We start from the raw sequence: 23460 nt of genomic DNA, 5'->3' as shown, positions 1-23460 counted from the left end.
ATCGGTCATTAGACCAACCTGAACTACTCGATTTCATAATCCAGTTTGCCGCCGCAACTACCGCGCTCGCATTTCAAACTATCGGTTAAGTCCCAGAGTGTCATTTCGCCAAGCCGCTGTTCCAACAGCGCCGCGATGGATTCCGTGCGCTCTAACCCGCAGTCAGGACATACACCGCGCACTGTAGCCTCTCGCGGGAAGGCCTTTACTAACCGGGCGCCATCGCGCCACCGGTCTTCGAGCGAGGACACCAGCGCCTCGATTTCTGGAAGCTGATCACCCCACAACAGCTCGTTAAACGACTTGGCCGCGCCCATCCCCGTACCCTCCTAAGCAATTTCCGTTCTGGAATGTTCCCATTTTGTTCTTTAACTGAAGCCTGAGTCAAGGTACGAATGCACCGCGCCGTTAACTTTTTAACCAGCGTTATCTCAACCGCTTGATTCATTGAGAAAAGGTGCGATCCATGATCATCGACTTCCTCGGCAGCCACATTGACGCCTCACGGATCGTCTCGATTGGCGAGGTCGCCATCGGCCAGAGCGGGTTTTCGGTAACCTTCGACACCGGGCGAACCTTTGGCTTCGGCGTGCGCGACCACCATCCGAATTACCAGCTTTTGCTGACCGATCCCGACAAGTACGAGGCCCTCAAACCGTTCAACGTCGCCTGCCGCCACCGCAACGATCTGGCCGTCCTGGTCGCAGGCCTGAAACAGATTCGGCGCCCGCCCGCGCCCCATGACTTCAACGGCCGCACGATCGACCTGTCGCAGCTGCTGAAGGTCGGAAATATCGAGGTGAAGGAAAACCTTTTCTGGCGGGCGGGCAAAAAGAGCCTGACCATAACCCGCCACTACTGGGTCCACCTCGAAGACGAAGCCTTTCCCATGAACCATGACCTCGAAATCCCTAAGTTCGTCGATCGCTACACCACCGCCCACGCCAACCTGATCAAGGCATGGACAGAGCTTCATTTAGCGCCCATGCTCGCCGATCAAACCGGAGGCGAGAATGTGTAACCGATACCGCAATGACAGAGCGACGGCCGCCCTGTTCTCAGACTTCGCTAAAATCGAAGAATTCTCGGATCACGGTCGCAACATGCCATTCAAAACGGAACTGTTTCCCAACTACCCGGCGCCGATCATCCGACGCCAGTCTGAAGGCGGCTTAGTCCTGGACGAGGCGCTGTGGGGGATGCCGACGCCGCCTGAGTACCTCGTTACCCCAACCGGCAAGCCGAAAAGCTACGACTCCGGGGTCACGAATATACGCAATCTCAAGTCGCCTCACTGGCGCCGCTGGTTCGGCCTTGAGCATCGTTGCCTTGTGCCGTTTACAGCCTTCTCTGAAAACCACGATGTGACGAAGGCCTATCACTGGTTTGGCTTCACTGCCGAACCACCCGCCACCGCTTGCTTCGCCGGTGTTAGCGACGTGCTGGACCGTCAGATCAAAGCCAAAGACCCGGCCCCGACACAGGGACGCTTCTACGCCTTCCTGACGATGGAGCCGAACGACGTGGTGCGCCCGGTCCACAGGAAGGCCATGCCGCTGATCCTGACAACTCCTGAAGACTGCCGTGCCTGGCTAACCGCACCATGGGCCGAGGTCGCTCAGTTTCAGAAGCGTACAGTAACCTCTGACGTTCTGGTCGAGGTCCCGCCACCCTTCGCCGAGAGTACACTGCTCTAGGGTGTTAATCACCAATTCGAGTGAGCCATTTTTTGACATCATTAAATTTGAAGGACGTTCTGTCGTCGTTGACTGGTTCAACACGTTGGCCGCTGTCGGTCTCCCAATACGATGCCCCTGGTGCTTCCCTAAACTGAGTGCCGCCCTTAAGAGGCGAAAACGGGATTGCTTTACTCGGCTCCCTGACATGGAAGACGGCGACCTTATAACCTTTCTCGTCGGCGAATAATCCCTCTCTTGTCTTCAACGCATTCATGTTATGGCTCCACAAAGACGCGCACAGTTCACGACAGCATGTCGGAATCGCCGCTGAAGACACTATACCACAAAGCTTTATTTTACAAAGAGTTGCAAACTGTGCGCCAATTTGCCCAACTGTGCGAGCTCGCGCACAGAAAGCAAAGGCATTTCAGAGTGGGTATGATACCCGCTTTAGCGCAATCAGCGCCGACGCCGACGCCCTCAAAGTCATGAAATCCTTATTAGCGGCCATTTAAGGGGCCTTTAAGAGCCCCTTAGCACCTTAGCGCCTAAAAACGACGAAGGGCCGCCCGGATCGCCCGAACGGCCCTGAATGATGTCTAAAACGCCATTTACTCTAGACACAGCTTTTTCAGAGTGCGAAAAACCGAAATCGCCGCAAGGCCCAATTTTTTAAGGGTTTCATCCCACCTTGTCCCGGCATATCCCGCGATATCCCACACCAATTAGCACTCTAAACCCTTCTGTCCCCTTACAGCCAATGGTCCCCCTCCCCGCGCAAGCGCAGGGAGGTATGATTTTAGATAGCTAGACTGAGTTGCTGCGGTTCGGGGCGGGCATCGTTCGCCCCTAAGGACGACAGCGTCACCCCCAGCAACCGGATGCCTTTGGCCAGCGGGAAGACGCCGTCGAGCAGGGTGCCCGACACGCGCGACAACTCGTCCTTGTCGCCCACCGTGGCATTGGCCGTATGGCTGCGGGTGATCTGCTGGAAGTCGGTATATTTGACCTTGAGCGTCACCGTGCGGCCGCGCGTGCCGTTCTGCTCGCAATAGCGCCAGACCTTCTCGACGATCGGCTGCAAGGCCGCGCGGGCCGCGTCGGGCGAGAAGATGTCCTGAAAGAAGGTATTCTCCGCCCCGACCGACTTACGCACACGGTCGGACCGTACCTGACGGTGGTCGATGCCGCGCGCGATATTGTGGTAATAGTCGCCCGACACGCCGAAGTGCTTTTGCAGAAACGGCAGAGACTGGGCCCTCAGATCGGCCCCGGTCATGATCCCCAGCCGGTTCATCTTTTCCTCGGTCGCCGGACCGATGCCGTGAAAGCGCCCCACCATCAGGGTCTCGACGAATTCCGGCCCCATGCGCGGGGTGATGACGTAAAGCCCGTCGGGCTTGCGGTAATCCGACGCCATCTTGGCCAGGAACTTGTTGTACGATACCCCCGCCGACGCCGTCAGGCCCGTCGCCAGCTTGATGCGGGCGCGGATTTCCTGCGCGATCAGGGTTGCCGAACCGACGCCCTTATGGTTTTCGGTGACATCGAGATAGGCCTCGTCCAGCGACAGCGGTTCGACCAGATCGGTATAGTCCTCGAAAATGTCACGGATCTGCTTCGACACGGCCTTATAGGCGTCGAAGCGCGGCTTGACGAAGATCAGGTCCGGACATTTGCGCCGCGCGGTCACCGACGGCATGGCCGAACGGATGCCGAACTTGCGCGCCTCGTAACTGGCCGCCGCGACGACGCCGCGCTCCATGCCGCCGACCGCGACGGGTTTACCGCGCAATTCGGGATTATCGCGCTGTTCGACCGAGGCGTAGAAGGCATCCATATCGATATGGATGATTTTCCGGAGAGGATGATTTTCGATCTCGTCCATGACACAGGTTCCGCGACGTTATGAGAACATACAAAGAACTTAGCACAAAAAGAGAACGAATCAAGTGGTATGAGTCACGAAGAGAACGGATAGGCCGTGGCGGCCTTGATCCATTCGTCGACGCTGAGGGTGCGCGTCACCGGTGGGGCGGCGCGCTCCCGACAGTTCGGACGTTCGCACAGGCGGCACATTGGCCCGACCTCGATGGCGGCAGGGTTGGCAAGATCAAGACCGCGTGCATAGACCAGCTTGTCCGCGTGTTTCAGCTCGCAGCCCAGCCCCAGCGCCTGTTCGGCAAACGCCCCGCCGTCCCAGCCGCGCAAACCGCGATCCAGCGTCCGCGACAGGGTAAAGTAACGCGCCTTATCCGGCGTCTCGATGACCTGCGTCAGCACACGGCCCGGCGACTGAAACGCCTGATGGATGTTCCAGCGCGGACAGGCCCCGCCAAAGCGTGAGAACGGAAACTTGCCGCCCGCAAAGCGTTTCGAGACATTGCCCGCCGAGTCGATCCGCATCAGGAAGAACGGCACGCCGCGCTGTCCCGGGCGCGACAGGGTGGTCAGGCGGTGCGCGGCCTGTTCGAAGCTGACCCCGAACGGGGCGCGCAGCAGTTCCAGATCATAGCCGCACTGTTCCGCCGCCTCGTGAAACCGCGCATAGGGCATGAGCGTCGCGGCGGTCAGGTAGTTGAGCAAGGCGATCTTGAACAGACGACCGGATGCAAGGTCCGGCGCTTTCGCCCGTTCGACGCGGGCGTTCAACGCTGCGCCGTGCAGCGACAGGGCCAGTTGATAGACGATGGCGAAAGCGCGCGATGACGGGCTTAAGGATTCCGACAGCATCAGCCTGCGCCGGTGCGGATCGTAGCGCCGCTCATAGATCAGCATGACCGAGGCGGGCATAAAACGCACGCCGATGCCGAAATCGCTTTGGAGCTTGCGTTCGGCGGCGGCCTCCAGGGTGTGCGGATCGCCACCCAAAGCCTCGAACAGCGCCTCGCCCAGCTCGTCGAATTCCGGGAAGAAGTTGTGCGCGGCCTGAATCTGGTCGCGCACCCAGTCCGACGGCGACTGTTCGTTGAGGATTTCGGCAGAACTGAGGTCGATCACCTCGCGCGTCCGTCGTTCCTTATAGGCGCGGTAAAGCCGCAGCATGGCCTCGGCGACGGTCGGCGAGGCAGCGACCAGATCGGCGATTTCGCGTTTCGGCGCGCGCAGGTCCTTGAACAGCGGATCGGCCAGCACCTCGGTCAGGTCGGCCTCGCCCGACGGATCGGCGTCCGAGGTAAAGGTGCGCATGTCGAGGTCGTAGGTCGCGGCCAGCTTCAGCAGGACCTGCGCGGTGACCGGGCGCTGATTGCGCTCGATGTGGTTGAGGTAGGAGGCCGACACGCCGAGGTCTTCGGCCATCTTCGTCTGGCTGAGGTTCAGGTCGTGGCGCAGGCGTTTCAGACGCCCGCCGAGGAACAGTTTGCGATCGAGTTCGGACATTCATGTCTCCCTCCTCCCTGTGCGGAGCATGGGGAGGTGGCTCGACGCAGGGCGGCGAGACGGAGGGGGATTACGCCAAGCCATTCAGCGCGCGGCGATGTTCGGAGTCGTCCCCCTCCGTCTCCTCGTTTCACTCGGAGCCACCTCCCTACTGCGTAGGGAGGAGGGAGTCATTAAGTCACAATTTTACAAAATTGACAATGTCATGTTTTGCCAATTGACGCGGCAAACCACGCTCAAAAGCTATTTTTATCTCCGGTTTGGCGCTTTACTCGTCTTATCAACCCGCGGCCATTCGCCGCCAGAAAGGAGACATATTATGACAAATTCACCCGCCCCTACACCGCTGATGTCGCTGAGTCCCTTCGACTTCGCCACGGCCTACATGTCTTCGCTGGCCCTGTGCGGCGCGGGCATGTCGCGGCAGGCCGCCCTGATGGCGCACCGCGAAGACCTCAACCGTCTGCGTCAAACCGCGCAGCCGCAATCCCAGACCGCCCAAATAGCTTAAGTCCTTAACCTCCCCAAAGGATAACCCCATGACCACCTTCGAACGTTTAGTCCCCAACGCCCCGCCCGGCCGTTTCGACGGCATCACGCGGCCCTATAGCCCTCAGGAGGTCGAGCGCCTGCGCGGTTCGGTCGTTCTGCAAAACACGCTGGCCGAGCGCGGTGCTAACCGCCTGTGGGAACTGCTGCACGACGAGCCCTATATCAACGCGCTCGGTGCCGTCACCGGCAATCAGGCCATGCAGATGGTCCGTGCGGGCCTTAAGGCCATCTATCTCAGCGGCTGGCAGGTCGCCGCCGACGCCAATACGGCGTCCGCCATGTATCCTGACCAGTCGCTGTACCCGGCCAATGCCGCGCCCGAACTGTGCCGCCGCATCAATCGCACGCTTCAGCGCGCCGACCAGATCGAGCACGCCGAAGGCGGCGCAAAACGCGACTGGTTCGCCCCGATCGTCGCCGATGCCGAAGCCGGTTTCGGCGGGCCGCTGAACTCGTTCGAGATCATGAAGGCCTTTATCGAAGCGGGCGCGTCCGGTGTCCATTTCGAGGACCAACTGGCCTCGGAAAAGAAGTGCGGCCACCTCGGCGGCAAGGTGTTGATCCCGACCCAGGCGCACGAACGCAACCTGATCGCTGCCCGTTTAGCGGCGGATGTGATGGGCGTCCCGACGCTGACGGTGGCGCGCACCGATGCCGAGTCGGCGCAACTGATCACGTCGGACGTCGATGAGCGCGACCATCCGTTCATCGACCGCGACAACCGCACGCCGGAAGGCTTTTTCCGCCTCAAAACCGGCACCGGCCTCGATCACTGCATCGCGCGCGGTCTGGCCTATGCGGACTATGCCGATGTGTTGTGGTGGGAGACCTCGCACCCCGATCTCGACGACGCGCGTCGCTTCGCCGAGGCCGTCCACAAGCGGCATCCGGGTAAGCTTCTGGCCTATAACTGCTCGCCGTCCTTTAACTGGAAGGCCAAGCTGGACGAGGCGACCATCGCCAAATTCCAGCGCGAGCTGGGAGCCATGGGCTACAAGTTCCAGTTCGTCACGCTGGCCGGGTTCCACTCGCTCAACAACGGTATGTACGAGCTGGCGTCTGGCTACCGCGACCGCGGCATGGCGGCCTATTCGGAGCTGCAACAGCGCGAATTCGCCAACGAAGCCGCAGGCTACACCGCCACGCGGCACCAGCGCGAAGTCGGCACCGGCTATTTCGATGCCGTCGCTATGACCATCACCAACGGGCAGTCGTCCACGACCGCCATGAAAGAATCGACTGAAACCGCGCAGTTCGAAGCTGCCGAATAAGGAGAGACCACGATGAACACCTATACCCGCCCCGACGCCATCATCGACTTTTGTCTGGCCCCGCTGCAACTGAACCCGATGAGTGAGTCGACGCACGAGACGCGCCGCCGCCTTGAGCACGTCATCCGCACGTTCCAGCTCAAGGCCGCCCAGCCGGTCGCGGTGGACTTCTCGCAGATGCCGACCCTCGTCATCAACGAGGCCGCCCACGGCTACGAATAGACGCGCGATACCATAGATAAGACGCGCGTCCATCGCCCCTTCCGCATCACCCCCAATCGCGGAAGGGGCACTTTGTTTAAGAAGCAAGATACCCCTCCGTCACTTCGCTACGCTCAGCGCCACGGCACGGGCCGCCCCGCTCCCCGCAAGCAGGGAGGAGGGAGTATAAAACGAAGCCCACTTGCAAGTGCTCCTCCTCCCTAGCTTGCTGGGGAGGGGGACCGCACGAGACAGCTTTGCTGGCGAGATGTGGTGGTGGGGTTTCTTGCTTTAGTTCGACCTGCTACATCCGGAGGAATGTCCATGCCCCTCGATACCCTGATGACCCCTGACATAAAAATCACCGCGCCCATCACAAACCGCATGGGCGAAATTCTCACCGACGAGGCCCTGACCTTTCTGGCGCAGCTTCACCGCCGCTTCGAGCCGCAGCGTCAGGCGCGGCTGAAAGCCCGCCGCGAGCGCCAGAAAACGTTCAATTCTGGTGCCTTGCCCGACTTTCTGCCGGACACCCGTCACGTCCGTCAAAGCGACTGGACGGTCGGCGCGATCCCTGCCGACTTGCAGGACCGCCGCGTCGAGATCACCGGCCCGGTCGACCGCAAGATGATCATTAACGCCCTCAATTCCGGTGCCAAGGTCTTCATGGCCGATTTCGAGGACGCCAATGCCCCGACCTTTGCCAACTGCATCGACGGTCAGGTCAATCTGAAAGACCGCTGGGCGGGCGCGTTGTCGTTCGACGATCCGGCATCGGGCAAGGCTTACCGTCTGTCCGACACGCCCGCCACCCTGATCGTCCGCCCGCGCGGCTGGCGGCTGGAAGAACGCCACGTCCGCGTCGATGACGCCCCCATGTCGGGCGCGCTGTTCGACTTCGGCCTGTACATGTTCCATTCCGCGAAGCTGGCCATAGCGGCGGGCTCCGGGCCGTACTTTTATTTGCCCAAGATGGAGTCGCATCTGGAGGCCCGCCTGTGGAACGAGGTCTTCGTCTTCACGCAGGATTATCTGAAAATCCCGCGCGGCACGATCAAGGCCACGGTCCTGATCGAAACCCTGCCGGCGGCGTTTGAAATGGACGAGATTCTGTACGAATTGCAGGACCATATCGTCGGGCTGAACTGCGGGCGCTGGGACTATATTTTCAGCTTTATCAAGACCTTTGCCGAAAACCCGTTGTTCGTCACGCCGGACCGCGCCAAGATGGTGATGGGCGACGCCTTCCTGCGCGCCTATTCGCGGGAACTCATCAAGACCTGCCACCGCCGCGGCGCTTTTGCGATGGGTGGCATGGCGGCGCAGATCCCGGTGAAAAACGATTTGGTGGCCAACGAAGCGGCCTTTGCCCGCGTCCGCGCCGACAAGGAGCGCGAGGCCGGAGACGGTCACGACGGGACCTGGGTCGCGCATCCGGACCTCGTGCCGGTAGCGATGGAAGTCTTCGACCGCCTGATGCCGACACCGAACCAGTTGCATGTGACGCGCGACGATGTCGTCACCACGCAGGCCGATCTGCTGCGCGTCCATCAGGGCGCGCGGACAGAAGCCGGCCTGCGCGAAAATATCCGCGTCGGGGTACAATATATCGAGGCGTGGCTGCGTGGCAAAGGCGCGGTGCCGCTGTATAATCTGATGGAGGACGCCGCCACGGCCGAGATTTCGCGCACGCAGGTCTGGCAATGGATTCGCCACGCGGCGAAGCTTGAGGACGGCACGACGGTGACGCGCGAGCGGGTCGAGGCGTTGATTACGGATGAAATGGCGAAGCTGCGCGAGGTCTTGGGCGATGCGTTTGCCAAGGGCCGCTTCGAGGACGCCATCGGCTTGTTTACGGCCATGACGTTGAGCCACGCGTGCGGCGATTTCCTCACCGTACCCGCCTACGAGATGCTCGGCTAACGCCCTCCTCCCTACGAAGTGGGGAGCCGGGCGGCCGGTGCCGGGGACCGCACGAGCCACGCAGTGGTGAGATGTGGTGGAGGGGTATAACTCCGAATGCCTGAGCGCGGAACGCTCTGGCGATATACCCCTCAGTCTGCTCACTTCGTAGGGAGGAGGGAGTCAATCCTCACCCTTGAACGACGTATGTGCCCGCGTGTCCCGCGTGAACACGTACACCAAGAGCGACACGCCGATACAGCCCGAGACGTACCAGAAGAACGCGCTCTCGACCCCGGCCTGTTTCAGCCACAGCGCCACATATTCCGCTGTCCCGCCGAACAGCGACACGGCCAGCGCATAGGGCAGCGCCACCCCCAAAGCCCGCACGTGCGGCGGGAACAGTTCGGCCTTCACCACAGCATTGATCGAGGTGTAGCCGCTGACGATAACCAGCGCCGTCAGGATCAGCGCGAACCCCTGCCAGAAACCGGTCGCGCTGCCCAAAGCCGTCATGATCGGCACGGTCGCGACCGTGCCCAGAACGCCGAATCCAATCAGCAGCGGCTTGCGTCCGACACGGTCGGATAACGCGCCGAACAGCGGCTGCAAGCACATAAAGACGAACAGGGTGGCGGCGGACAAAAGCGTCGCCTGCGGCTTGGTCCAGCCCGCCGTATTGACCATGAATTTCTGCATATAGGTCGTGTAGGTATAGAAGGCGACCGTGCCGCCGAGCGTCAGACCGACGACCTGCAACGTCTCCCACGGGTGATGACGCAAAAGCCGCCAGACGCGGCTGCCGGCCAGTTTCTCGGCGTTCTGAAACGACGGGGTTTCCTCGATGTGGCGACGGATGAACAGCACGGCGACGGCCAGCAGCGCCCCGATAACGAACGGAATGCGCCAGCCCCAGTCGTGCAGTTGCTGTTCGGTGAGGAGAAATTGCTGAAAGACGACCAGCACCGCGAGGGCGAGAAGTTGCCCCATGATCAGGGTCACATATTGGAACGAGGAATAGAAACCGCGCCGCTTTTGCCCGGCCATTTCAGAGAGATAGGTGGCGCTGGCCCCGTATTCGCCGCCGACGCTGAGGCCCTGAAGCAACCGCGCAAACAGCAGCAAGATCGGCGCGCCGACGCCGATGGTCGCATAGCCCGGCGCGCAGGCAATGATCAGTGAGCCGAAACACATCAACAAAACCGAGAAGGTCAGCGCCGCCTTGCGTCCATAACGGTCGGCGAAAACGCCCAGACACCAGCCGCCGACGGGCCGCATCAGGAAGCCTACGGCGAAGATGGCGGCGGTATTGAGCAACTGCGCCGTCGGGCTGGACTCAGGGAAAAACACCGGCGCGAAATAGAGCGTGAATGCCGAATAGGTGTACCAGTCGTACCATTCGACAAGGTTCCCTGCCGATCCCCCCAGGATCGATTTCAGCCGCGACCATTCGGTTTTTGTCTGTTGCATAGTGCGAGCCTCACATAACGTCGGTTCGGGGTCAATTGCCTCTCATTCATACCTCCCTGCTTTGCGGGGAGGAGGGAGGCCGAAGGCCGGAAGGTGGGGAGTCTTTGATGCGTCAACGGCCACGGTTTGTGGAAAGTTCCTAAGGCCACCCCACCACCATTTGCTTCGCAAACGGTCCCCCTCCCCGCCAGCAGGGAGGTATGATTATTTGATTGGCATTTGACGCCCGCGCCGGGTTTCAGTAAGGCTTGTACCAACACCCACACCGAGTAAAACGTGGCCCAAATGAGCACCGAAATCCCGCCCCCCGAAGTCATCTATGTCGAAGGTCACAAGGTCGCCTGCAACGGCGGCGGCGGGGCGCTGGGCCATCCGCTAGTCTATCTCGAACTGGGCGCGTCGGGCGAAGTCGAATGCGGCTATTGCGACCGCAAGTTCGTCCATAAAGACCATGCTCACGACTACGCCGATCCGTCGCCGCGTCCCGAAGGCGCGCACTAACTTCCGTACGGAGGACAGGCCATGCGTTACCTGCACACCATGATCCGGGTGACCGATCTCGACGCCTCGCTCGACTTCTATTGCAAGGGGCTGGGGATGTTCGAGGTCCGCCGCAAAGAGTCGGAAAAAGGCCGCTTCACGCTGGTCTTTCTGGCCGCGCCGCTGGACTCAGCCACCGCGACCGTCAATGGCGGCGACCGCGCCGCGCCGCATATCGAACTGACCTATAACTGGCCGGACGAGAACGGTGTGGTCGAGGACTACGGCAATGCGCGCAATTTCGGGCATCTCGCCTATGAGGTCGACGATATTTACCGACTCTGCCAGCACCTGAGCGACATGGGGGTGGTGATCAACCGCCCGCCGCGCGACGGCAATATGGCCTTTGTGCGCTCGCCCGACGGGATCAGCATCGAACTGCTGCAAAAGGGCCCGCCGAAGGAACCGCAGGAACCGTGGCTGAGCGCGGCCAATGTGGGAAGCTGGTAGGCGTTATTTAAACAGTGCCTGTTTGCACTCGATCACCGCGTCATAGGAAAAGACAATCTCCGGGTCCGGCGTGTCGACACTGACCGTATAGGCCGGGCAGCCTATGGCGTGCAGCACGTGGCGGATTATATTGAGTCGCGCCTTTTTCTTCTTGTCGGTCTTCACGCAGGTCCAGTGGCCGACCGGGTGGTGCGAGCGGCGCAGCATCTCGTCGCGCGCGGCGGAATAGGCGTCCCATTTCTCCTGCGCCACGGCATCGAGCGGCGACACTTTCAGCCGCTTCAACGGGTCCGAGCGCCGGTCGTCGAGCCGTTCCTTCTGCTCGTCCTTGGAAATATCGAGCCAGAACTTGATCAGGACGATGTCGCTGTCGGCCAGCATCGACTCGAACGACACCACGTCGCGCAGGAAAATCTCCTGCTCGTGCGGCGTGGAAAAGCCCATCACTTTCTCGACGCCCGCGCGGTTGTACCAGGAGCGATTGAATATCGCCCATTCCCCGGCGGCGGGCAGATGCGCGGCGTAGCGCTGAAACCACCACTGGGTCTTTTCGCGATCGGACGGCTTGGGCAGGGCCATGACGCGCGTCTGACGCACCGACAGGTGTTCGGTGATACGCTTGATCGCGCCATCCTTGCCGGCGGAATCGCGACCCTCGAAGACGATGCACACCTTCTTGCCTTCGGCCTGCGCCCAGATCTGCGCATCGACCAGAGCCACCTGTAATTTGGCTAGTTCGGTTTCGTACTCGTCGTCGGTCATAGTTTTTCTCCCTATGACCAGAGCATGAACCGAATACCGTTCAGACTCAAGCGATCAGGCGGCCTTCGATGCTGACGAGACGCAGGTGCGCGGGCAGGGCCGGGGTATCCGCGGTCTGCAAGCGCGCCGATTTGAGACTCAAAAGCCCGGCGCGCGGCACGCCTTCGTAAAAGGCCTCAAGGCGGAAGGCGTCGGGCGGCGAGCCCAGCGGCTGATAGAGACCGACGAAGCGATCGATCAGACCGGCGCTGTTGCGCAAGGGCGTCAGCAGGATTTCGGCGCTGATCGTCTCAGCCCCGACCGACGCCGTCACACACAATAACAAAGGCTGTTCGCGATGACGCGCCGAGGTCAGGGCGACGATCAGCGGGGCCTGAAACGCCGGGGCGAACATCGCGGTGAAGTCGCGTCCCTTGAGACCGCCGCCATGTAGCTGCTCGATGAAGCCGCCCGCCAGCCGGAAAGTGAAGCCGCCGTTGCGGTCGCCCGCGGCCAGCATCAGCATCTGCGGCATCAGGCTTTTCATCCGCGTCGGATCAAAGGCGTCGCGGGCCGGGGCTTTCTGCGGCGTCTCTTGCAGGGCGCGCCACGCGTCGATGAACTGAATTGTGCTATTATGGGCCATGACGGTCTCCTTTGGCGAACAAGGAGCAAGAAACCGGCCCAAAACACGGTACAGGCGAAAATTCTTTCTCCAAAGGGGTTTGCGCTTAATAATGCGGCAAGTTTGCACCGGTATGGTTCTTGCTGAACCTCTCATCGAGCGGGTGTTCGCCGTGCCAGACCGGCACGTTTTGGGACATCTTGTTATAGAAATGACAGACCCTGCCGCCGAAACCGACAGCGCCCTGCGCTCAAGGCGACGCCGGATCAAATATGGAGCGTTGAATGCGCGTTAAGCCTGGAAAGACTTTTGCCGCCCTGATCGGGCTGGGCCTTTTGGCAATGGCCGGTCAGGCCGCCGCCGGTTGCGACAGCGGATGCAAGCCGCCCGCACCGCCGAGCCCCCCCTCGCACCCCGGCAAGCCGAACATGCCCGGTGGCGGTGGCTGCGGTGGTGGTCACTGCGGTGGTGGCAACAACGGCAATGTCAACGTCAATGTCAATGTGAACGTCAAGGCGGGCGCCAGCGCCAATGCTTACGTCGGTCCGGGTTCGTTCAACGGTTCGGGCTCCGGCGCTACCTATTACGGCGGTGGTTACGGCAACTGGTCGCAAACGCCGGGTACGCCGTCGAGCATGGGTCTCAATGTCGAAGGCGGCGAAGTCCGCGCCATGGAATCCTATTCGACCTCGCGCTCGCTGACCAAGATCATGATCATCGAAGCCGCCTGTATCGACGACAAGGGCGTACCGCACCCGGCTTCGCAGGTTTTCGGTGCCAAGGACGTCAACAGCGCCTATGCCGGTGAAGTCTATCGCTGCATCGCCGGTACGAAAATGCGCTACACCCTGACGGACAAGGACTCCCGCGACGGCGGCAAGTCGTTCGACTGCCGCAAAGGCGAAGCCCTGTGGTACGACCGCAACGTCGTCACCTGCAAGGTGCAGATCAATGAGCGTCAGTGCAACGAACGCTCGCTCCTGCGCAAGTTCGGCGCCGGTGTGAAGATACTCACGCTGGTCACCACCGAAAGCTATCAGGCCCAGCGCGAAGTCGTGAAGCAGTCGTCGGCGAGCTATAGCTCACAGATGGTCTTTGATGGCGGCGTCGGCGGGTTTGTTCAGTAAAACCCTCGCCCTGATGGGCTGCAAATAACCGTCTTTCGAGCTTCCGTTGCTCACGTACTCAAGTACGCTCCGCTACGGGTCTCGAAAACCAGTCATTTTCGCCTCATCAGGCCGGTGTTTTCCAAGAACAAACACGTGCCACGGTTTAAAACCAGAAACGCGGCTACAGACTAAAAAACCCTCGTCTCAAACCGAGACGGGGGTTTTTGTTTCTCCCTCCTCCCTACGTAGTGGGGAGGTGGCAGCGAGCGAAGCGATGCTGACGGAGGGGTACGACTTGGTCAGAATTCCAAACACCGGCATTTGAACATTCTGAAGCGCCACACCCCTCCACCGCATCTCATCGCTACGCGATTTCGTGCGGTCCTCCTCCCCACGCGGGAGGAGGGAGTGCGTTACGACTTCGGCTTTTCGGCGGCCTTGTCCGCCGGTTTCACCTGAATGCGCAGGGCCTTGTCCTTGACCAGCCATTTTTTCGCGGTGGTCTGGATGTCGGCCGGGGTCACCTTGAGCAGTTCCGCCTTGCGCGAACGGATCGCCGCCAGATCGCGCGGATCGGCCTGAATGCCCGGCAAGACGCCGATCCAGTAGCCATTGGTCTTGAGCTGCACGTCGTAGCGATCGAGGATAGGCTTGCGCGCGCGCAGCAGTTCGTCCTCGGTGATCGGCTTGGCGACCAGATCGGCGGCGATGAGCATCACCGAGTCGTAGAAGGTCTGGTCGGTATCCGGTTTCACGGTCGCCTGCGCCGCCAGATAGCCGTAGCCCTTGAACGCCGCCGACATGCTGGAGCCCGCCGACGAGCCGTAGGACGCGCCTTGCTTTTCGCGGATTTCCTCGGTCAGGCGCAGCGTCAGAACCGCCGCCAGAAGTTCGGTGTTGCGGGCCTCCTGCGTGTCCGAGAAGAAGTCCGTCGTCGGCCAGGCGATGAACGAGATGTTCTGATCGGCGCGACCGTTGTGCGTCAGAACCTGATGCAGGTTGGTGGTCGGGAAGGTGACCACGTCGGCGCCCTTGGCCGGGGTGACGGTTTCGGCGCGCTTGGGCAGCAGGGCGAAGGTCTTGTCAAGTTCCGCCTTGGCCTGATCGACCGTGATGTCGCCGACGATGGTGATTTCGATCGGCGCATTGGCCAGAATGCCGGTAACCAGCGCCTTGACCGTGTCGTTCTTGACCGCCAGAGCGGCGTCCTTTTCCGGCAGGCCGAAACGGGGATCGCCGTTGTGCAGGATGCGCGCGCCCTTGCTGGTAAAGATGCCGTTCGGCGTCACGGGCAGGGACTGGTAATAGTCCGGCAGGAACGATTTCAGGCGGTCGAGCGCTTCCGGGCGATAGGCGGCGTCGGTGATGAAGGCCATGAAGACCTGCATCTGAAGCGCGAAGTCGGTCGGCGTCGTGCCGCCCGACAGGGTCGATGATTCTTCGCCGATGCCGAAGCCCGCGCCGTAGATGCGACCGGCCAGCGTGTCCTTGATTTCCTCGGACTCCAGCTTGCCGAGGCCGCCATCGAACAGATTGACCCAGTTGGCCGCCGCCAGATCGACGCTGGCCGCCTGATCGATGGTCTGCATGCCGCCGCCGAAACGGACATTGATCAGGATTTCGTTGTCCTTGAAATCGGTCGGCTTGATATTGACCTTGATGCCGTTGGCATAGACCAGCTGGGTCACGCCGAGGTCTTCGAGCACGGTTTCCTTGACGATTTTGGCCGGGGCCGTGCCGAAGGACTCGTAGGGCCACGCCTTCTTGACGACAGCGACGGGCTTTTCGACCGTCTGCGCCATCAGAGCCTGATAGGTGGCCAGCATGGCGGGTTTGTCGAAGCCGCCGAGATTGTCGGCGGTGTGGGCGATCATCGGGCCGTCGCCGCTGAACAGCGTCTTGGCGCGTTCGGTAACGGCGGCGGTGGTCAGGCGCGGCTTGACCCTGGTGAAGAAGGCGAGGTTCTGCGACGGTGCGGTCAGAACTTCCTTGTCGCCCAGCGTGCCGACGATGCTGTTGACGATATTGCCGGTATTGCGGGTCTTTTCGCCCTTGGCGGCGGCTTCCTGGCTGGCGGTCCAGTTGGCGAGGACGCGGGCCACTTCGTCGTCGGTCGCGCCATAGGTCTCAAACTGACGCACGACCGTCAGGGCCTGCTGATAGGCTTCCTTGTCCTTGCCGGGTTTGGGTGTCACGCTCAGCTCGACGACTTCGGCGGTTTTGGTCACCGTGCCGTCGCCGACCGAGGCCGCAGCGAAGGCCGTGTCGGGCAGCTTGGCCAGACGCTCGAGGCGCTGGTTGACGATGGTAAAGGCCAGATCGTCGAGATAGCTGTCGAAGTTCTTGGCTTCGCTTTCCCACGACTCGTCGACCGGCTTGAACCAGCTCATCTGGATATTGTTGCGCAGCCCCGCCTCGACATAGGTATAGGCGTTAGCGGTCTTTTGCGGGCCGTAGGTGCCGTAGGTCAGTGTGTCCAGCGGACGCTTCGAGCGCGGCTTGAGGTCGGAGAACTTGGCCTTGATCATGGCCTCGATCTGATCCGGATCGATGTCGCCCGCGACGATGATGGTGGTCAGTTCCGGGCGATAGAAGTCGTTATAATAGTCGACGAAGGCCTTGGCCGGCGCCTTGGCGATGATCTCGGTCGAGCCGATCGGCAGGCGGTGGCCGTAGCTCTGACCGGGGAAGGCGGCCTTGGCCCAGTCGACATATTGCTTGAACGCCGGCGAATTGCGCGCGCGTTCTTCGCCGAGCACGACGCCGCGCTCCTTGTCGATGGCCTTGGGGTTGAGCGTCAGATTGCCCGCCGTCTCATAAAACAGGAACAGACCGGTGGCGATGGTTTCGTGGTCGTTCTTCGGCAGGTCCAGCATATAGACCGTCTCGTCGAACGAGGTATAGGCGTTGGTGTCCGGGCCGAATTTCAGGCCGTGGCGCTCAAGGATCTTGACCATCTCGCCTTCGGGGACGTTCTTCGAACCGTTGAAGGCCATGTGCTCAAGGAAGTGGGCGAGGCCGAGCTGGGCTTCGGATTCCATCATCGAGCCGGTGGCGAAACGCATGCGCAGAGACACGGCGCCCGGCGGGGTCTTGTTCGGATAGATGACGTAGGTCAGGCCGTTGGACAGGCGGCCGTAACGGGCCTGAGCGTCCGGCTTGACGTCCGAATGGGCTTGCGCGAACTCGACCGCACCGGGCAGGATGGCGGGCGCGGCGGCTTCGGCGGCCACGGCGACCGAGGTCAGCGGCGTCAGGGCGGTGGTGGACAGTGCCGCAACAGCGAGCGCCGTCAGGAGTTTCTTACGCATAAGCATGAAAAGGGTCGCCCTTCGAGATTGATCTGGGCAAGACCATTTCAAAATTTACGATCCGAATAAAGTTACGAAGAGTTAATGTAACGCGCACAATGTCGTGATTCAGCCCGCGAAACCGCCGCCGTCGATAAAGGCCTGCTCCGGCGCCGTCGTCACGCGGCCCAGAACGGGATTGCGATGAGGAAACCGTCCGAAGCGCTGAATGATGTCGCGGTGTCCTTCGGCATAGTCGAGCGACTGCCCGCCCAGGGGCCGCATCAGCTCGACCGCGCGCTCCTGATCGGTCAGGTTTTCCGAATGCTCGAACGGTAGATAGAGGAACGGGCGCAGGATGTCGGCGATGGCGGTGTCCTGCCCGGCATCCACGGCCTGACGTGCGAAGAACAGGGCCAGAGGATCGGTGGCGAACATGTGCGCCGTACCGCGAAAGGCATTGCGCGGGAACTGATCGAGCAGGATCAGAAGCGCCAGAGACCCGCGCGCGGTATCGGCCCAGTCGTCAAGCTGCCGCGCCGCCGCCTGCATGTGCAGGTCGAGGAACCGTTCGCGGAAATCGCGGTCGAAGGCCTCGTCCTTGGCGAACCACTTTTGCGGCCCGGCAGCTTCCCAGAAAGCGATGACGTCATCGATCATAGTGCGCTCCATTGAACTCGAATTTGACCGCAAGGCGCGGAGTGCGACGGGGACTGGCCCGTGCGATTGTCCTCCTATAGAATGGAGCGCATAAATGAACCACACTCTTTCCATCACCGAAGACCCGCGCTGGCAAGCCGTGCGCGACCGCGATCCGGCGCAGGATGGCGCCTTCGTCTATGGCGTTGCCTCGACCGGCGTCTATTGCCGCAGCGTCTGTCCGTCGCGGTTGCCGAAGCCGGAAAATGTGCGCTTTTTCGCCACCCCTGCCGAAGCGAGCGCCGCCGGTTTCCGTCCGTGCAAGCGCTGCAAACCGGACGAGATCGCCCTGCGCGACCGGCAGGCGCAGATGGTCGCCGACCTGTGCCGCGAAATCGAGAGCGCCGAGGTCGAACCGTCGCTCGACGATCTGGGCCGACGGGCGGGGCTCAGTCCGTTTCACCTGCACCGGGTGTTCAAGGCGGTGACCGGCGTGACGCCCAAGGCCTATGCCCGCGCCCACCGGGCGAAGAAGATGCGCGAAACCCTGAAGACCAGCGCCACGGTGACCGAAGCCATATACGATGCCGGTTTCAACGCCTCCAGCCGCTTCTACGCCGATACGAAAACGGCGCTCGGCATGACGCCGACGACGTTCCGCAAAGGCGGCGCGGACGAGGACATCCGTTTTGCCGTCGGGCAAAGCGCGCTGGGGGCCTTGCTGGTCGCCCAAAGCGGGAAGGGGGTCTGCGCGGTGTTTCTCGGCGACGATCCCGATGCCCTGGTCCGCGATCTTCAGGACGCGTTTCCGAAGGCGCGGCTGATCGGGGCCGATGCCGGGTTCGAGGAGACTCTGGCGCGGGTGGCGGGTCTGATCGAAGCGCCGGGTACGGGATTCGATCTGCCGCTCGATATCCGCGGCACAGTGTTTCAGCAAAAGGTCTGGGCGGCCTTGCAGGCGATTCCGGCGGGCGTGCGCCTCAGCTACAGCGAACTGGCCGAGCGGATCGGCGCGCCGAAAGCCGTCCGCGCGGTGGCCTCGGCTTGCGGGTCGAACACCATCGCGGTTGCCATTCCCTGCCACCGCATTGTGCGCAACGACGGCGCGCTGTCCGGCTACCGCTGGGGTGTCGAGCGCAAGGCGGCCCTGCTGGCGCGGGAAGGATAAAAAAAGCCCCTCCCGTTGCCGGAAGGGGCTTTGATATTTCTAAGCGAAACCGCTTACTTGCCGTTGCCGGACACGTAATAGGTCGCCGTATTGCCGATGGCCTTGGCCGACGACACGATCGCGCGGCCCGAGCCCGTGATATTGACATTGCTCGTCGCCGAGACATTGCCATTGTTGATCTGGGTGCCGTTGACGGTCATGTCCGCCTGACACTCCGAACAGGCATAGGCGTAGGCCGAGTTGCCGGTCGCTTCCGACGACACATAGGCGTCGTAGCCGTCGTGACCTTCGAAGCTGGCCTGTACGTCGATCGGACCGGCATTGAATTGGCCGACGTCGATATTGACGTACTTGTCGTTGTTCCCGGCGACCATGTTGTTGCCGACGCCCGAAGCGGACGAATGCGCTTCGCCGTACTCATAGGCCGTCAGCACGCTCTGGGCCTGAACCTGACCGCGATTGGTCTGATCCGTCGCCGTGACCAGCGATCCGCCGGTATTATACAGGCTGATCGTGTTGGCGGCGGCGTCCGACTGCGTGGCCATGTTCCAGGCATTGCCGGCATTGGCCGAGACGTAGGACTCGGTGCGTCCGGTCACGTTCTGCGTCACCACGTGTTCCTGAGAACCGCGATCCGTCGAATTGGACGCGTAGTAGTTGTTCTGCGCCGAGGCCGTATAGAGGTTCGGCGACGGCGAATAGTGCAGCACGACGCCGGTGCGGGCGCGGGCCTCGGCCTGCGAATCCTGCGCGGCGGTGGCTTCCAGACGGCCATTGGTCACCTGATAGGCCTGATGGTTGACGACGGCGACCGAATTGATCTCGCCCGACTCGTAGATAGAGTTGTTGGGCGAATTGACCTGATTGTCGGCGTGGACATTGACGGCCCCGGCGGCCTGATTGGTGTCGGACACCAGCTTGCCGTTCTCGGTCGTGAAGGCACCGTAGTTGCCGACGGCCTGACCGGTGATGTACAGCGGCGTACCCAGCGACTTCCGGTAATCTTCCGCCGCCGCCGTTCCGTTGACCGTCGCCGACGCCACGACGTTGCCGCTCAGCGTCTGGTTCGACGACAGGGTGGCGTCGACGGCCTTGTTGCCGCCGGCCATGCCATTGCCGTGCGCCGAGGTTTCGACCTTAAGCACGTCATAGTTCTCGACCACATTCAGGGTCTGGGTCGAAAAGACGTCGCCCAGCTGCACCTGATTGTTGGTGATGTCGAGCGACTGACTAGTAGCGGCCGTTGCCAGAGCTGCGGTTGCTAGTATTGTGCCAGCGGCTAGGATCTTCGCGCGTACCCGCATTGTTGGTCTCCAGATTGTCGTAGGCCGGGGTGTAACCGCCGGTCTTGCCCAGCGTGGCGTCATTGAGGAAGTCGTCTTTCGGGCTCAGGCAGATGTCCGGACCCGAAACGCCGTAGAGATTGGCCATGAACTCCAGCGTGGCGCGCTCGATGAGGGCGCGCACGGCCAGCTGCATGGGCTCAAGCCCGCCTTCGCCCGCCGAGACGTCGAAGATGTTGCCGTTGAAGAAGTCGAACACGCCCGCCTTGATTTCGCGGCCGATGATCTGCTTCTGGTAGGAGATGACGTCGACCACTTCCAGCGTGCGGGTGTCGACCAGACGCAGGTCCAGCGCGACGTTCATCACATAGAGGCGACCGTTGACGATACCCTTGGTGTCGCGGGCGTCGACATCGCCGACATAGGCGTCGATGCCCGACGAACGGATGTTGTAGTTCAGCTCGGTGATGCCGCCGACGATGTGGAAGTCGGAACCGGCGATCTGACCCGCCATGATGCGGCGATAATCGGCGGCTTCGCTCGGATTGGCGGTTTCGTTGTCGGTGATCAGCTTGTTGTTGGCGTATTTCAGCTCAAGTTCGGAAACCGAGGTGTCGAAACGCTCGACCTGACGGGCGCCGGACTTGGCCAGAGCCGTCATCGCCATCAGCGACGCACCCTGGGTGATCTTGCGGCCGCCTTCGTATTCCACCTTGCCGGTGTAGTCCGAGATACGGCCGACGGCCATGCGCGGCGAGGCCAGGTTGTGCTTGCGGGCATAGGAGCCCATGCACACCAGCGCGTCCGAATAGGCGGTCGGGTTGGCGGTGACCGGCGCATTGCCGATCGGCTTGGCATAGACGCCCGACGGACCGGCGACCGGCGACACGCAGGCCGACAGGGTCATGGCGCCCGCGGCCAGCGCGACAAGGCTGATGGCGCGGAGGCGGCGATTAGATTTCTTCATATCAGAAGCCATTGAGATTTCCTGTAATATCCGTGCCGGTTTCACCGGTAGCCGTTTGCTTGCCGTTGGTGGCGGTGACGTTGCCGTTGTTGATCTGGGTCGAATTGACGATCACGGTGTTGTAGTTGCCGTTGACCGTGACCGAGAGATTGTTGCCGATGGCGGTCGCGCCGCCCAAAGCCCCGGCACCGGAATAGCTGTCGCCCGCGCCATAGGTCTTGGACTGCGAATAGACGCTGTTGTCCGAACCGGTGACGATCACGCCGTCCAGCAGGACGCGGTTGCCGTTGGCGTCGCGCGTCGAAACGTTGACGGCCTGTTCTTCCTGACCGCGCGTGCGGCCATAACCGGTCTCGAAACCGGTCGAGGTCGTGCTCATCGTCTGGGCCGAGGCGGCCCCTCCGATAAGGCTTAACGCGCCGAACGCAGTCACCGCATAAATGTTGAACGACATGAGGGTCTCCTGTCAGGCTTTCGCCCTTCACTCGTGAGGGGAAAAGCAATTAGGATGCCAATGTCGCCATGAACCTTAAAAATTAGGTATATTTCGCCGGAAAAAGAGGTAAATGGATTAAAAATCAGGGTTTAAGGCGCAATCCGTGCGCTTTGAGCCACGCTTTTGGCGGTAATCCGATGCGGTTTACCTTAATGCGGGCGGACCATGTCGTGAATGAAATGAAAAAAGACGCCCCCAAGGAGCCTGTGTTCAATGCGCCGTGGCCCGCCGTGGGCTTAAGCGGGCTCATTTTGGCACTTTACGCCTTACAGTCTCATTTCGATACACGCGACGTCGTGCCATACGCCTTTGGCTTGAATCCGACGCTTCTGTTTTCGCAAGGGTCATACGACACGCTGGTCACCAGCATGTTCCTGCACGGCAGCTGGACCCACGCCGGGTTCAACGCCTTTGTCGCACTGGTCGCCGCATCCGCGCTGGTCAGGGCGTTCGGCACCAACGGGCGCAGTGTCGCACTCTTCTTTATATACTATCTTCTGGGCGGCGTGCTGACGGGCCTTATCTATTGCCTGCTGTTTCCTCAGCAGAACATCCTGATCATCGGGGCGTCGGGCGCGATCTCCACCATCCTGGGCGCGGCGATCCGCATCGGCAAGGGCCGGCTGTCCGGCACGGAAAGCCGCTGGGTCGCCGGCGTCACGATTTTCTGGATCGTCATGAACGGGTTCTATGTCGCGGCGGCGATGCAGCAGGGCGACATAGCCGTCGTGTGGCAGCTCCATATAATCGGCTTCTTGATCGGCCTGTTCAGCATCGGGGTATGGATGCGCCTGTTTCGGCCGCAGTTCTTTCGCGCCCCCGATGTTAACTAATCGCTTCACGTATATTTGACGCAAGGGTCAAATTTAAGCCTTGCCATGCGGGGCCGCTCGCATAACTCTGTTCCCTTTCCGCCAAGCGCGCGGAGTGACCATAGGGAGAAGGGTCATGCTGATCAATCAACTGCTGAACGCCAAGGGCCATCAGGTCTTTACCGTGTCCCCGGACGATACCGTCGCCGCGGTCTCGGCGCTGCTCCATACGCGTAAGGTCGGTGCCTTTGTGGTGTCGGACAACCTCGGTCGCGTGGTCGGCATTATATCAGAGCGCGACATCATAGGGGCGCTGGCGCGGGTGGGCGCGCAATCGCTCAATATGAAGACCGAAGAGATCATGACGAAGGACGTCATCGTGGCGCGCCTGGGTCAGACGGTTGACTCCCTGCTGGAGCTGATGACCGACCGCCGTATCCGGCACCTGCCGGTGATGGAAGGCCAGAAGCTGACCGGCATCATCTCTATAGGGGATCTGGTGAAGTCCAAGATCGCTCAGGCCGAACACGAAGCCCAGACGCTCAAGGCCTATATCGCGGCGGGCTGAGTCGCCGTCGGCACTTTTGCGGCACATAATATCCCCGAAACGCCTGTTTTGGCGATTCCGGGGATAAGTGTGAATTTTTTAAAAATAGGTGTTGCGCTCGACCGGCAGGATTGTCTATAAGCCGCACCTCGACGGGGCGCACCCGCCGGCGGTTGTTGAAACCGAAGGCACACAAGGGTTTGCTCAGTCAGTCATCCTTTTAAAATGGCCTGAATAGGCTGGCTCTTAGTTGAGTTGGCTTGGGTTGATTTTTTGACTTTGAATTGGCTCTTTACGGAGCTGGGGATAGTTTAAAAGAAAGAGTTGACAGGGTTTG

The 23460-nt window shown here is 61.3% G+C and carries 24 protein-coding genes; 12 read left to right on the top strand and 12 right to left on the bottom strand.

Annotated features, from left to right (window positions below; translation table 11 throughout):
- Nucleotides 1–23: 23 nt before the first annotated feature.
- Nucleotides 24–317, bottom strand: a complete 294-nt coding sequence (locus tag AEYBE204_RS33170; protein ID WP_023462892.1) for a hypothetical protein — start codon at nucleotides 315–317, stop codon at nucleotides 24–26.
- 149 nt (nucleotides 318–466) lie between these two features.
- Here AEYBE204_RS33170 and AEYBE204_RS33165 point away from each other — a divergent pair, with 149 nt between their 5' ends.
- Both AEYBE204_RS33165 and AEYBE204_RS33160 read left to right on the top strand, forming a co-directional pair.
- Nucleotides 467–1021 (top strand): hypothetical protein, encoded by a 555-nt coding sequence (locus AEYBE204_RS33165; RefSeq protein ID WP_023462891.1) that lies wholly within the window; start codon nucleotides 467–469, stop codon nucleotides 1019–1021.
- Nucleotides 1014–1697, top strand: a complete 684-nt coding sequence (locus AEYBE204_RS33160; protein ID WP_023462890.1) for an SOS response-associated peptidase family protein — start codon at nucleotides 1014–1016, stop codon at nucleotides 1695–1697. Before AEYBE204_RS33165 ends, AEYBE204_RS33160 begins: the two co-directional genes overlap by 8 nt.
- Nucleotides 1698–1701: 4 nt before the next feature.
- Here the strand turns inward: AEYBE204_RS33160 and AEYBE204_RS33155 are convergent, their stop codons facing one another.
- From AEYBE204_RS33155 to AEYBE204_RS33145, 3 genes are all read right to left on the bottom strand, one after another.
- Complete coding sequence (locus AEYBE204_RS33155; RefSeq protein WP_023462889.1) at nucleotides 1702–1953, bottom strand: hypothetical protein; 252 nt, start codon at nucleotides 1951–1953, stop codon at nucleotides 1702–1704.
- Between the two features lie 525 nt (nucleotides 1954–2478).
- Complete coding sequence (gene dinB / locus AEYBE204_RS33150) at nucleotides 2479–3567, bottom strand: DNA polymerase IV (protein ID WP_023462888.1); 1089 nt, start codon at nucleotides 3565–3567, stop codon at nucleotides 2479–2481.
- 74 nt (nucleotides 3568–3641) lie between these two features.
- Nucleotides 3642–5060 carry a short-chain fatty acyl-CoA regulator family protein gene (locus AEYBE204_RS33145; protein WP_023462887.1) on the bottom strand — a complete coding sequence of 473 codons (1419 nt, stop codon included), beginning with the start codon at nucleotides 5058–5060 and terminating at the stop codon, nucleotides 3642–3644.
- A 319-nt stretch (nucleotides 5061–5379) separates the two neighbouring features.
- Between AEYBE204_RS33145 and AEYBE204_RS33140 the strand changes: the two genes are divergently transcribed.
- The 4 genes from AEYBE204_RS33140 to aceB all read left to right on the top strand — a co-directional run bounded on the left by AEYBE204_RS33140 (nucleotide 5380) and on the right by aceB (nucleotide 9007).
- Entirely contained in the window at nucleotides 5380–5571 is a 192-nt protein-coding gene (locus tag AEYBE204_RS33140) for a hypothetical protein (RefSeq protein ID WP_023462886.1), read from the top strand.
- Nucleotides 5572–5599: 28 nt separating this feature from the next.
- Complete coding sequence (aceA, locus tag AEYBE204_RS33135) at nucleotides 5600–6883, top strand: isocitrate lyase (RefSeq protein WP_023462885.1); 1284 nt, start codon at nucleotides 5600–5602, stop codon at nucleotides 6881–6883.
- 12 nt (nucleotides 6884–6895) lie between these two features.
- Nucleotides 6896–7105, top strand: coding sequence for a hypothetical protein (locus AEYBE204_RS33130; RefSeq protein ID WP_023462884.1), 210 nt, complete (start codon nucleotides 6896–6898; stop codon nucleotides 7103–7105).
- A gap of 303 nt (nucleotides 7106–7408) precedes the next feature.
- Complete coding sequence (aceB, locus tag AEYBE204_RS33125; RefSeq protein ID WP_023462883.1) at nucleotides 7409–9007, top strand: malate synthase A; 1599 nt, start codon at nucleotides 7409–7411, stop codon at nucleotides 9005–9007.
- Nucleotides 9008–9169: 162 nt separating this feature from the next.
- On the opposite strand, the gene AEYBE204_RS33120 is transcribed toward aceB, so the two are convergent.
- Nucleotides 9170–10456 carry an MFS transporter gene (locus AEYBE204_RS33120; RefSeq protein ID WP_023462882.1) on the bottom strand — a complete coding sequence of 429 codons (1287 nt, stop codon included), beginning with the start codon at nucleotides 10454–10456 and terminating at the stop codon, nucleotides 9170–9172.
- Between the two features lie 285 nt (nucleotides 10457–10741).
- On the opposite strand from AEYBE204_RS33120, the gene AEYBE204_RS33115 reads away from it, so the two are divergent.
- Nucleotides 10742–10957 (top strand): zinc-finger domain-containing protein, encoded by a 216-nt coding sequence (locus tag AEYBE204_RS33115; protein ID WP_023462881.1) that lies wholly within the window; start codon nucleotides 10742–10744, stop codon nucleotides 10955–10957.
- Nucleotides 10958–10978: 21 nt separating this feature from the next.
- Entirely contained in the window at nucleotides 10979–11446 is a 468-nt protein-coding gene (locus AEYBE204_RS33110) for a VOC family protein (protein WP_023462880.1), read from the top strand.
- A 3-nt stretch (nucleotides 11447–11449) separates the two neighbouring features.
- On the opposite strand, the gene ppk2 is transcribed toward AEYBE204_RS33110, so the two are convergent.
- Both ppk2 and AEYBE204_RS0120480 read right to left on the bottom strand, forming a co-directional pair.
- Nucleotides 11450–12208: a polyphosphate kinase 2 gene (gene ppk2, locus AEYBE204_RS33105; RefSeq protein ID WP_023462879.1), complete on the bottom strand. Its 759-nt coding sequence runs from the start codon at nucleotides 12206–12208 to the stop codon at nucleotides 11450–11452.
- Between the two features lie 46 nt (nucleotides 12209–12254).
- On the bottom strand, nucleotides 12255–12833 hold the full coding sequence (locus tag AEYBE204_RS0120480) for a PAS domain-containing protein (RefSeq protein ID WP_023462878.1): 579 nt from the start codon (nucleotides 12831–12833) through the stop codon (nucleotides 12255–12257).
- A gap of 263 nt (nucleotides 12834–13096) precedes the next feature.
- Here AEYBE204_RS0120480 and AEYBE204_RS33100 point away from each other — a divergent pair, with 263 nt between their 5' ends.
- The gene (locus tag AEYBE204_RS33100) at nucleotides 13097–13939 is read left to right on the top strand and encodes a hypothetical protein (RefSeq protein WP_023462877.1); all 843 of its coding nucleotides are present in this window, start codon (nucleotides 13097–13099) and stop codon (nucleotides 13937–13939) included.
- 395 nt (nucleotides 13940–14334) lie between these two features.
- Here AEYBE204_RS33100 and AEYBE204_RS33095 read toward each other — a convergent pair whose 3' ends face one another.
- Together AEYBE204_RS33095 and AEYBE204_RS33090 are read right to left on the bottom strand one after the other, a co-directional pair.
- Entirely contained in the window at nucleotides 14335–17238 is a 2904-nt protein-coding gene (locus AEYBE204_RS33095; protein WP_023462876.1) for a pitrilysin family protein, read from the bottom strand.
- Nucleotides 17239–17340: 102 nt separating this feature from the next.
- Nucleotides 17341–17871 (bottom strand): DUF924 family protein, encoded by a 531-nt coding sequence (locus AEYBE204_RS33090; RefSeq protein WP_023462875.1) that lies wholly within the window; start codon nucleotides 17869–17871, stop codon nucleotides 17341–17343.
- 94 nt (nucleotides 17872–17965) lie between these two features.
- Between AEYBE204_RS33090 and ada the strand changes: the two genes are divergently transcribed.
- Nucleotides 17966–19018 carry a bifunctional DNA-binding transcriptional regulator/O6-methylguanine-DNA methyltransferase Ada gene (ada, locus tag AEYBE204_RS33085; RefSeq protein WP_023462874.1) on the top strand — a complete coding sequence of 351 codons (1053 nt, stop codon included), beginning with the start codon at nucleotides 17966–17968 and terminating at the stop codon, nucleotides 19016–19018.
- 53 nt (nucleotides 19019–19071) lie between these two features.
- On the opposite strand, the gene hfaD is transcribed toward ada, so the two are convergent.
- From hfaD to hfaA, 3 genes are read right to left on the bottom strand one after another with little or no spacing between them, the layout of a single operon-like run.
- Nucleotides 19072–20322 carry a holdfast anchor protein HfaD gene (hfaD, locus tag AEYBE204_RS33080; protein WP_235068212.1) on the bottom strand — a complete coding sequence of 417 codons (1251 nt, stop codon included), beginning with the start codon at nucleotides 20320–20322 and terminating at the stop codon, nucleotides 19072–19074.
- Nucleotides 20249–21268 (bottom strand): holdfast anchoring protein HfaB, encoded by a 1020-nt coding sequence (hfaB, locus tag AEYBE204_RS33075; protein ID WP_031230953.1) that lies wholly within the window; start codon nucleotides 21266–21268, stop codon nucleotides 20249–20251. Before hfaB ends, hfaD begins: the two co-directional genes overlap by 74 nt.
- A 1-nt stretch (nucleotide 21269) precedes the next feature.
- Nucleotides 21270–21722: a holdfast anchoring protein HfaA gene (gene hfaA, locus AEYBE204_RS33070; protein WP_023462871.1), complete on the bottom strand. Its 453-nt coding sequence runs from the start codon at nucleotides 21720–21722 to the stop codon at nucleotides 21270–21272.
- Nucleotides 21723–21943: 221 nt separating this feature from the next.
- On the opposite strand from hfaA, the gene AEYBE204_RS33065 reads away from it, so the two are divergent.
- Nucleotides 21944–22597, top strand: coding sequence for a rhomboid family intramembrane serine protease (locus AEYBE204_RS33065; RefSeq protein WP_031230950.1), 654 nt, complete (start codon nucleotides 21944–21946; stop codon nucleotides 22595–22597).
- A 115-nt stretch (nucleotides 22598–22712) separates the two neighbouring features.
- On the top strand, nucleotides 22713–23144 hold the full coding sequence (locus AEYBE204_RS33060; RefSeq protein WP_023462869.1) for a CBS domain-containing protein: 432 nt from the start codon (nucleotides 22713–22715) through the stop codon (nucleotides 23142–23144).
- Nucleotides 23145–23460: the final 316 nt, after the last annotated feature.

It is taken from the genome of Asticcacaulis sp. YBE204, from assembly GCF_000495855.1.
Classification (GTDB): domain Bacteria; phylum Pseudomonadota; class Alphaproteobacteria; order Caulobacterales; family Caulobacteraceae; genus Asticcacaulis.
The sequence above is the reverse complement of the archived record's forward strand: the minus strand, read 5'-3'. Positions and strand labels throughout refer to the sequence as shown.

What these genes read in the sequence shown, in the direction of transcription:
- AEYBE204_RS33160 (WP_023462890.1), top strand. Translation starts at nt 1,014, where the DNA reads ATGTGTAACCGATACCGCAATGACAGAGCGACGGCCGCCCTGTTCTCA.
- AEYBE204_RS33060 (WP_023462869.1), top strand. Translation starts at nt 22,713, where the DNA reads ATGCTGATCAATCAACTGCTGAACGCCAAGGGCCATCAGGTCTTTACC.
- AEYBE204_RS33120 (WP_023462882.1), bottom strand. Translation starts at nt 10,456, where the DNA reads ATGCAACAGACAAAAACCGAATGGTCGCGGCTGAAATCGATCCTGGGG.
- AEYBE204_RS33130 (WP_023462884.1), top strand. Translation starts at nt 6,896, where the DNA reads ATGAACACCTATACCCGCCCCGACGCCATCATCGACTTTTGTCTGGCC.
- aceA (WP_023462885.1), top strand. Translation starts at nt 5,600, where the DNA reads ATGACCACCTTCGAACGTTTAGTCCCCAACGCCCCGCCCGGCCGTTTC.
- aceB (WP_023462883.1), top strand. Translation starts at nt 7,409, where the DNA reads ATGCCCCTCGATACCCTGATGACCCCTGACATAAAAATCACCGCGCCC.
- AEYBE204_RS33140 (WP_023462886.1), top strand. Translation starts at nt 5,380, where the DNA reads ATGACAAATTCACCCGCCCCTACACCGCTGATGTCGCTGAGTCCCTTC.
- AEYBE204_RS33155 (WP_023462889.1), bottom strand. Translation starts at nt 1,953, where the DNA reads ATGAATGCGTTGAAGACAAGAGAGGGATTATTCGCCGACGAGAAAGGT.
- AEYBE204_RS33170 (WP_023462892.1), bottom strand. Translation starts at nt 317, where the DNA reads ATGGGCGCGGCCAAGTCGTTTAACGAGCTGTTGTGGGGTGATCAGCTT.
- ada (WP_023462874.1), top strand. Translation starts at nt 17,966, where the DNA reads ATGAACCACACTCTTTCCATCACCGAAGACCCGCGCTGGCAAGCCGTG.
- hfaB (WP_031230953.1), bottom strand. Translation starts at nt 21,268, where the DNA reads ATGAAGAAATCTAATCGCCGCCTCCGCGCCATCAGCCTTGTCGCGCTG.
- AEYBE204_RS33065 (WP_031230950.1), top strand. Translation starts at nt 21,944, where the DNA reads ATGAAAAAAGACGCCCCCAAGGAGCCTGTGTTCAATGCGCCGTGGCCC.
- dinB (WP_023462888.1), bottom strand. Translation starts at nt 3,567, where the DNA reads ATGGACGAGATCGAAAATCATCCTCTCCGGAAAATCATCCATATCGAT.
- AEYBE204_RS33115 (WP_023462881.1), top strand. Translation starts at nt 10,742, where the DNA reads ATGAGCACCGAAATCCCGCCCCCCGAAGTCATCTATGTCGAAGGTCAC.
- AEYBE204_RS0120480 (WP_023462878.1), bottom strand. Translation starts at nt 12,833, where the DNA reads ATGGCCCATAATAGCACAATTCAGTTCATCGACGCGTGGCGCGCCCTG.
- AEYBE204_RS33165 (WP_023462891.1), top strand. Translation starts at nt 467, where the DNA reads ATGATCATCGACTTCCTCGGCAGCCACATTGACGCCTCACGGATCGTC.
- hfaD (WP_235068212.1), bottom strand. Translation starts at nt 20,322, where the DNA reads ATGCGGGTACGCGCGAAGATCCTAGCCGCTGGCACAATACTAGCAACC.
- hfaA (WP_023462871.1), bottom strand. Translation starts at nt 21,722, where the DNA reads ATGTCGTTCAACATTTATGCGGTGACTGCGTTCGGCGCGTTAAGCCTT.
- AEYBE204_RS33100 (WP_023462877.1), top strand. Translation starts at nt 13,097, where the DNA reads ATGCGCGTTAAGCCTGGAAAGACTTTTGCCGCCCTGATCGGGCTGGGC.
- AEYBE204_RS33095 (WP_023462876.1), bottom strand. Translation starts at nt 17,238, where the DNA reads ATGCTTATGCGTAAGAAACTCCTGACGGCGCTCGCTGTTGCGGCACTG.
- AEYBE204_RS33110 (WP_023462880.1), top strand. Translation starts at nt 10,979, where the DNA reads ATGCGTTACCTGCACACCATGATCCGGGTGACCGATCTCGACGCCTCG.
- ppk2 (WP_023462879.1), bottom strand. Translation starts at nt 12,208, where the DNA reads ATGACCGACGACGAGTACGAAACCGAACTAGCCAAATTACAGGTGGCT.
- AEYBE204_RS33145 (WP_023462887.1), bottom strand. Translation starts at nt 5,060, where the DNA reads ATGTCCGAACTCGATCGCAAACTGTTCCTCGGCGGGCGTCTGAAACGC.
- AEYBE204_RS33090 (WP_023462875.1), bottom strand. Translation starts at nt 17,871, where the DNA reads ATGATCGATGACGTCATCGCTTTCTGGGAAGCTGCCGGGCCGCAAAAG.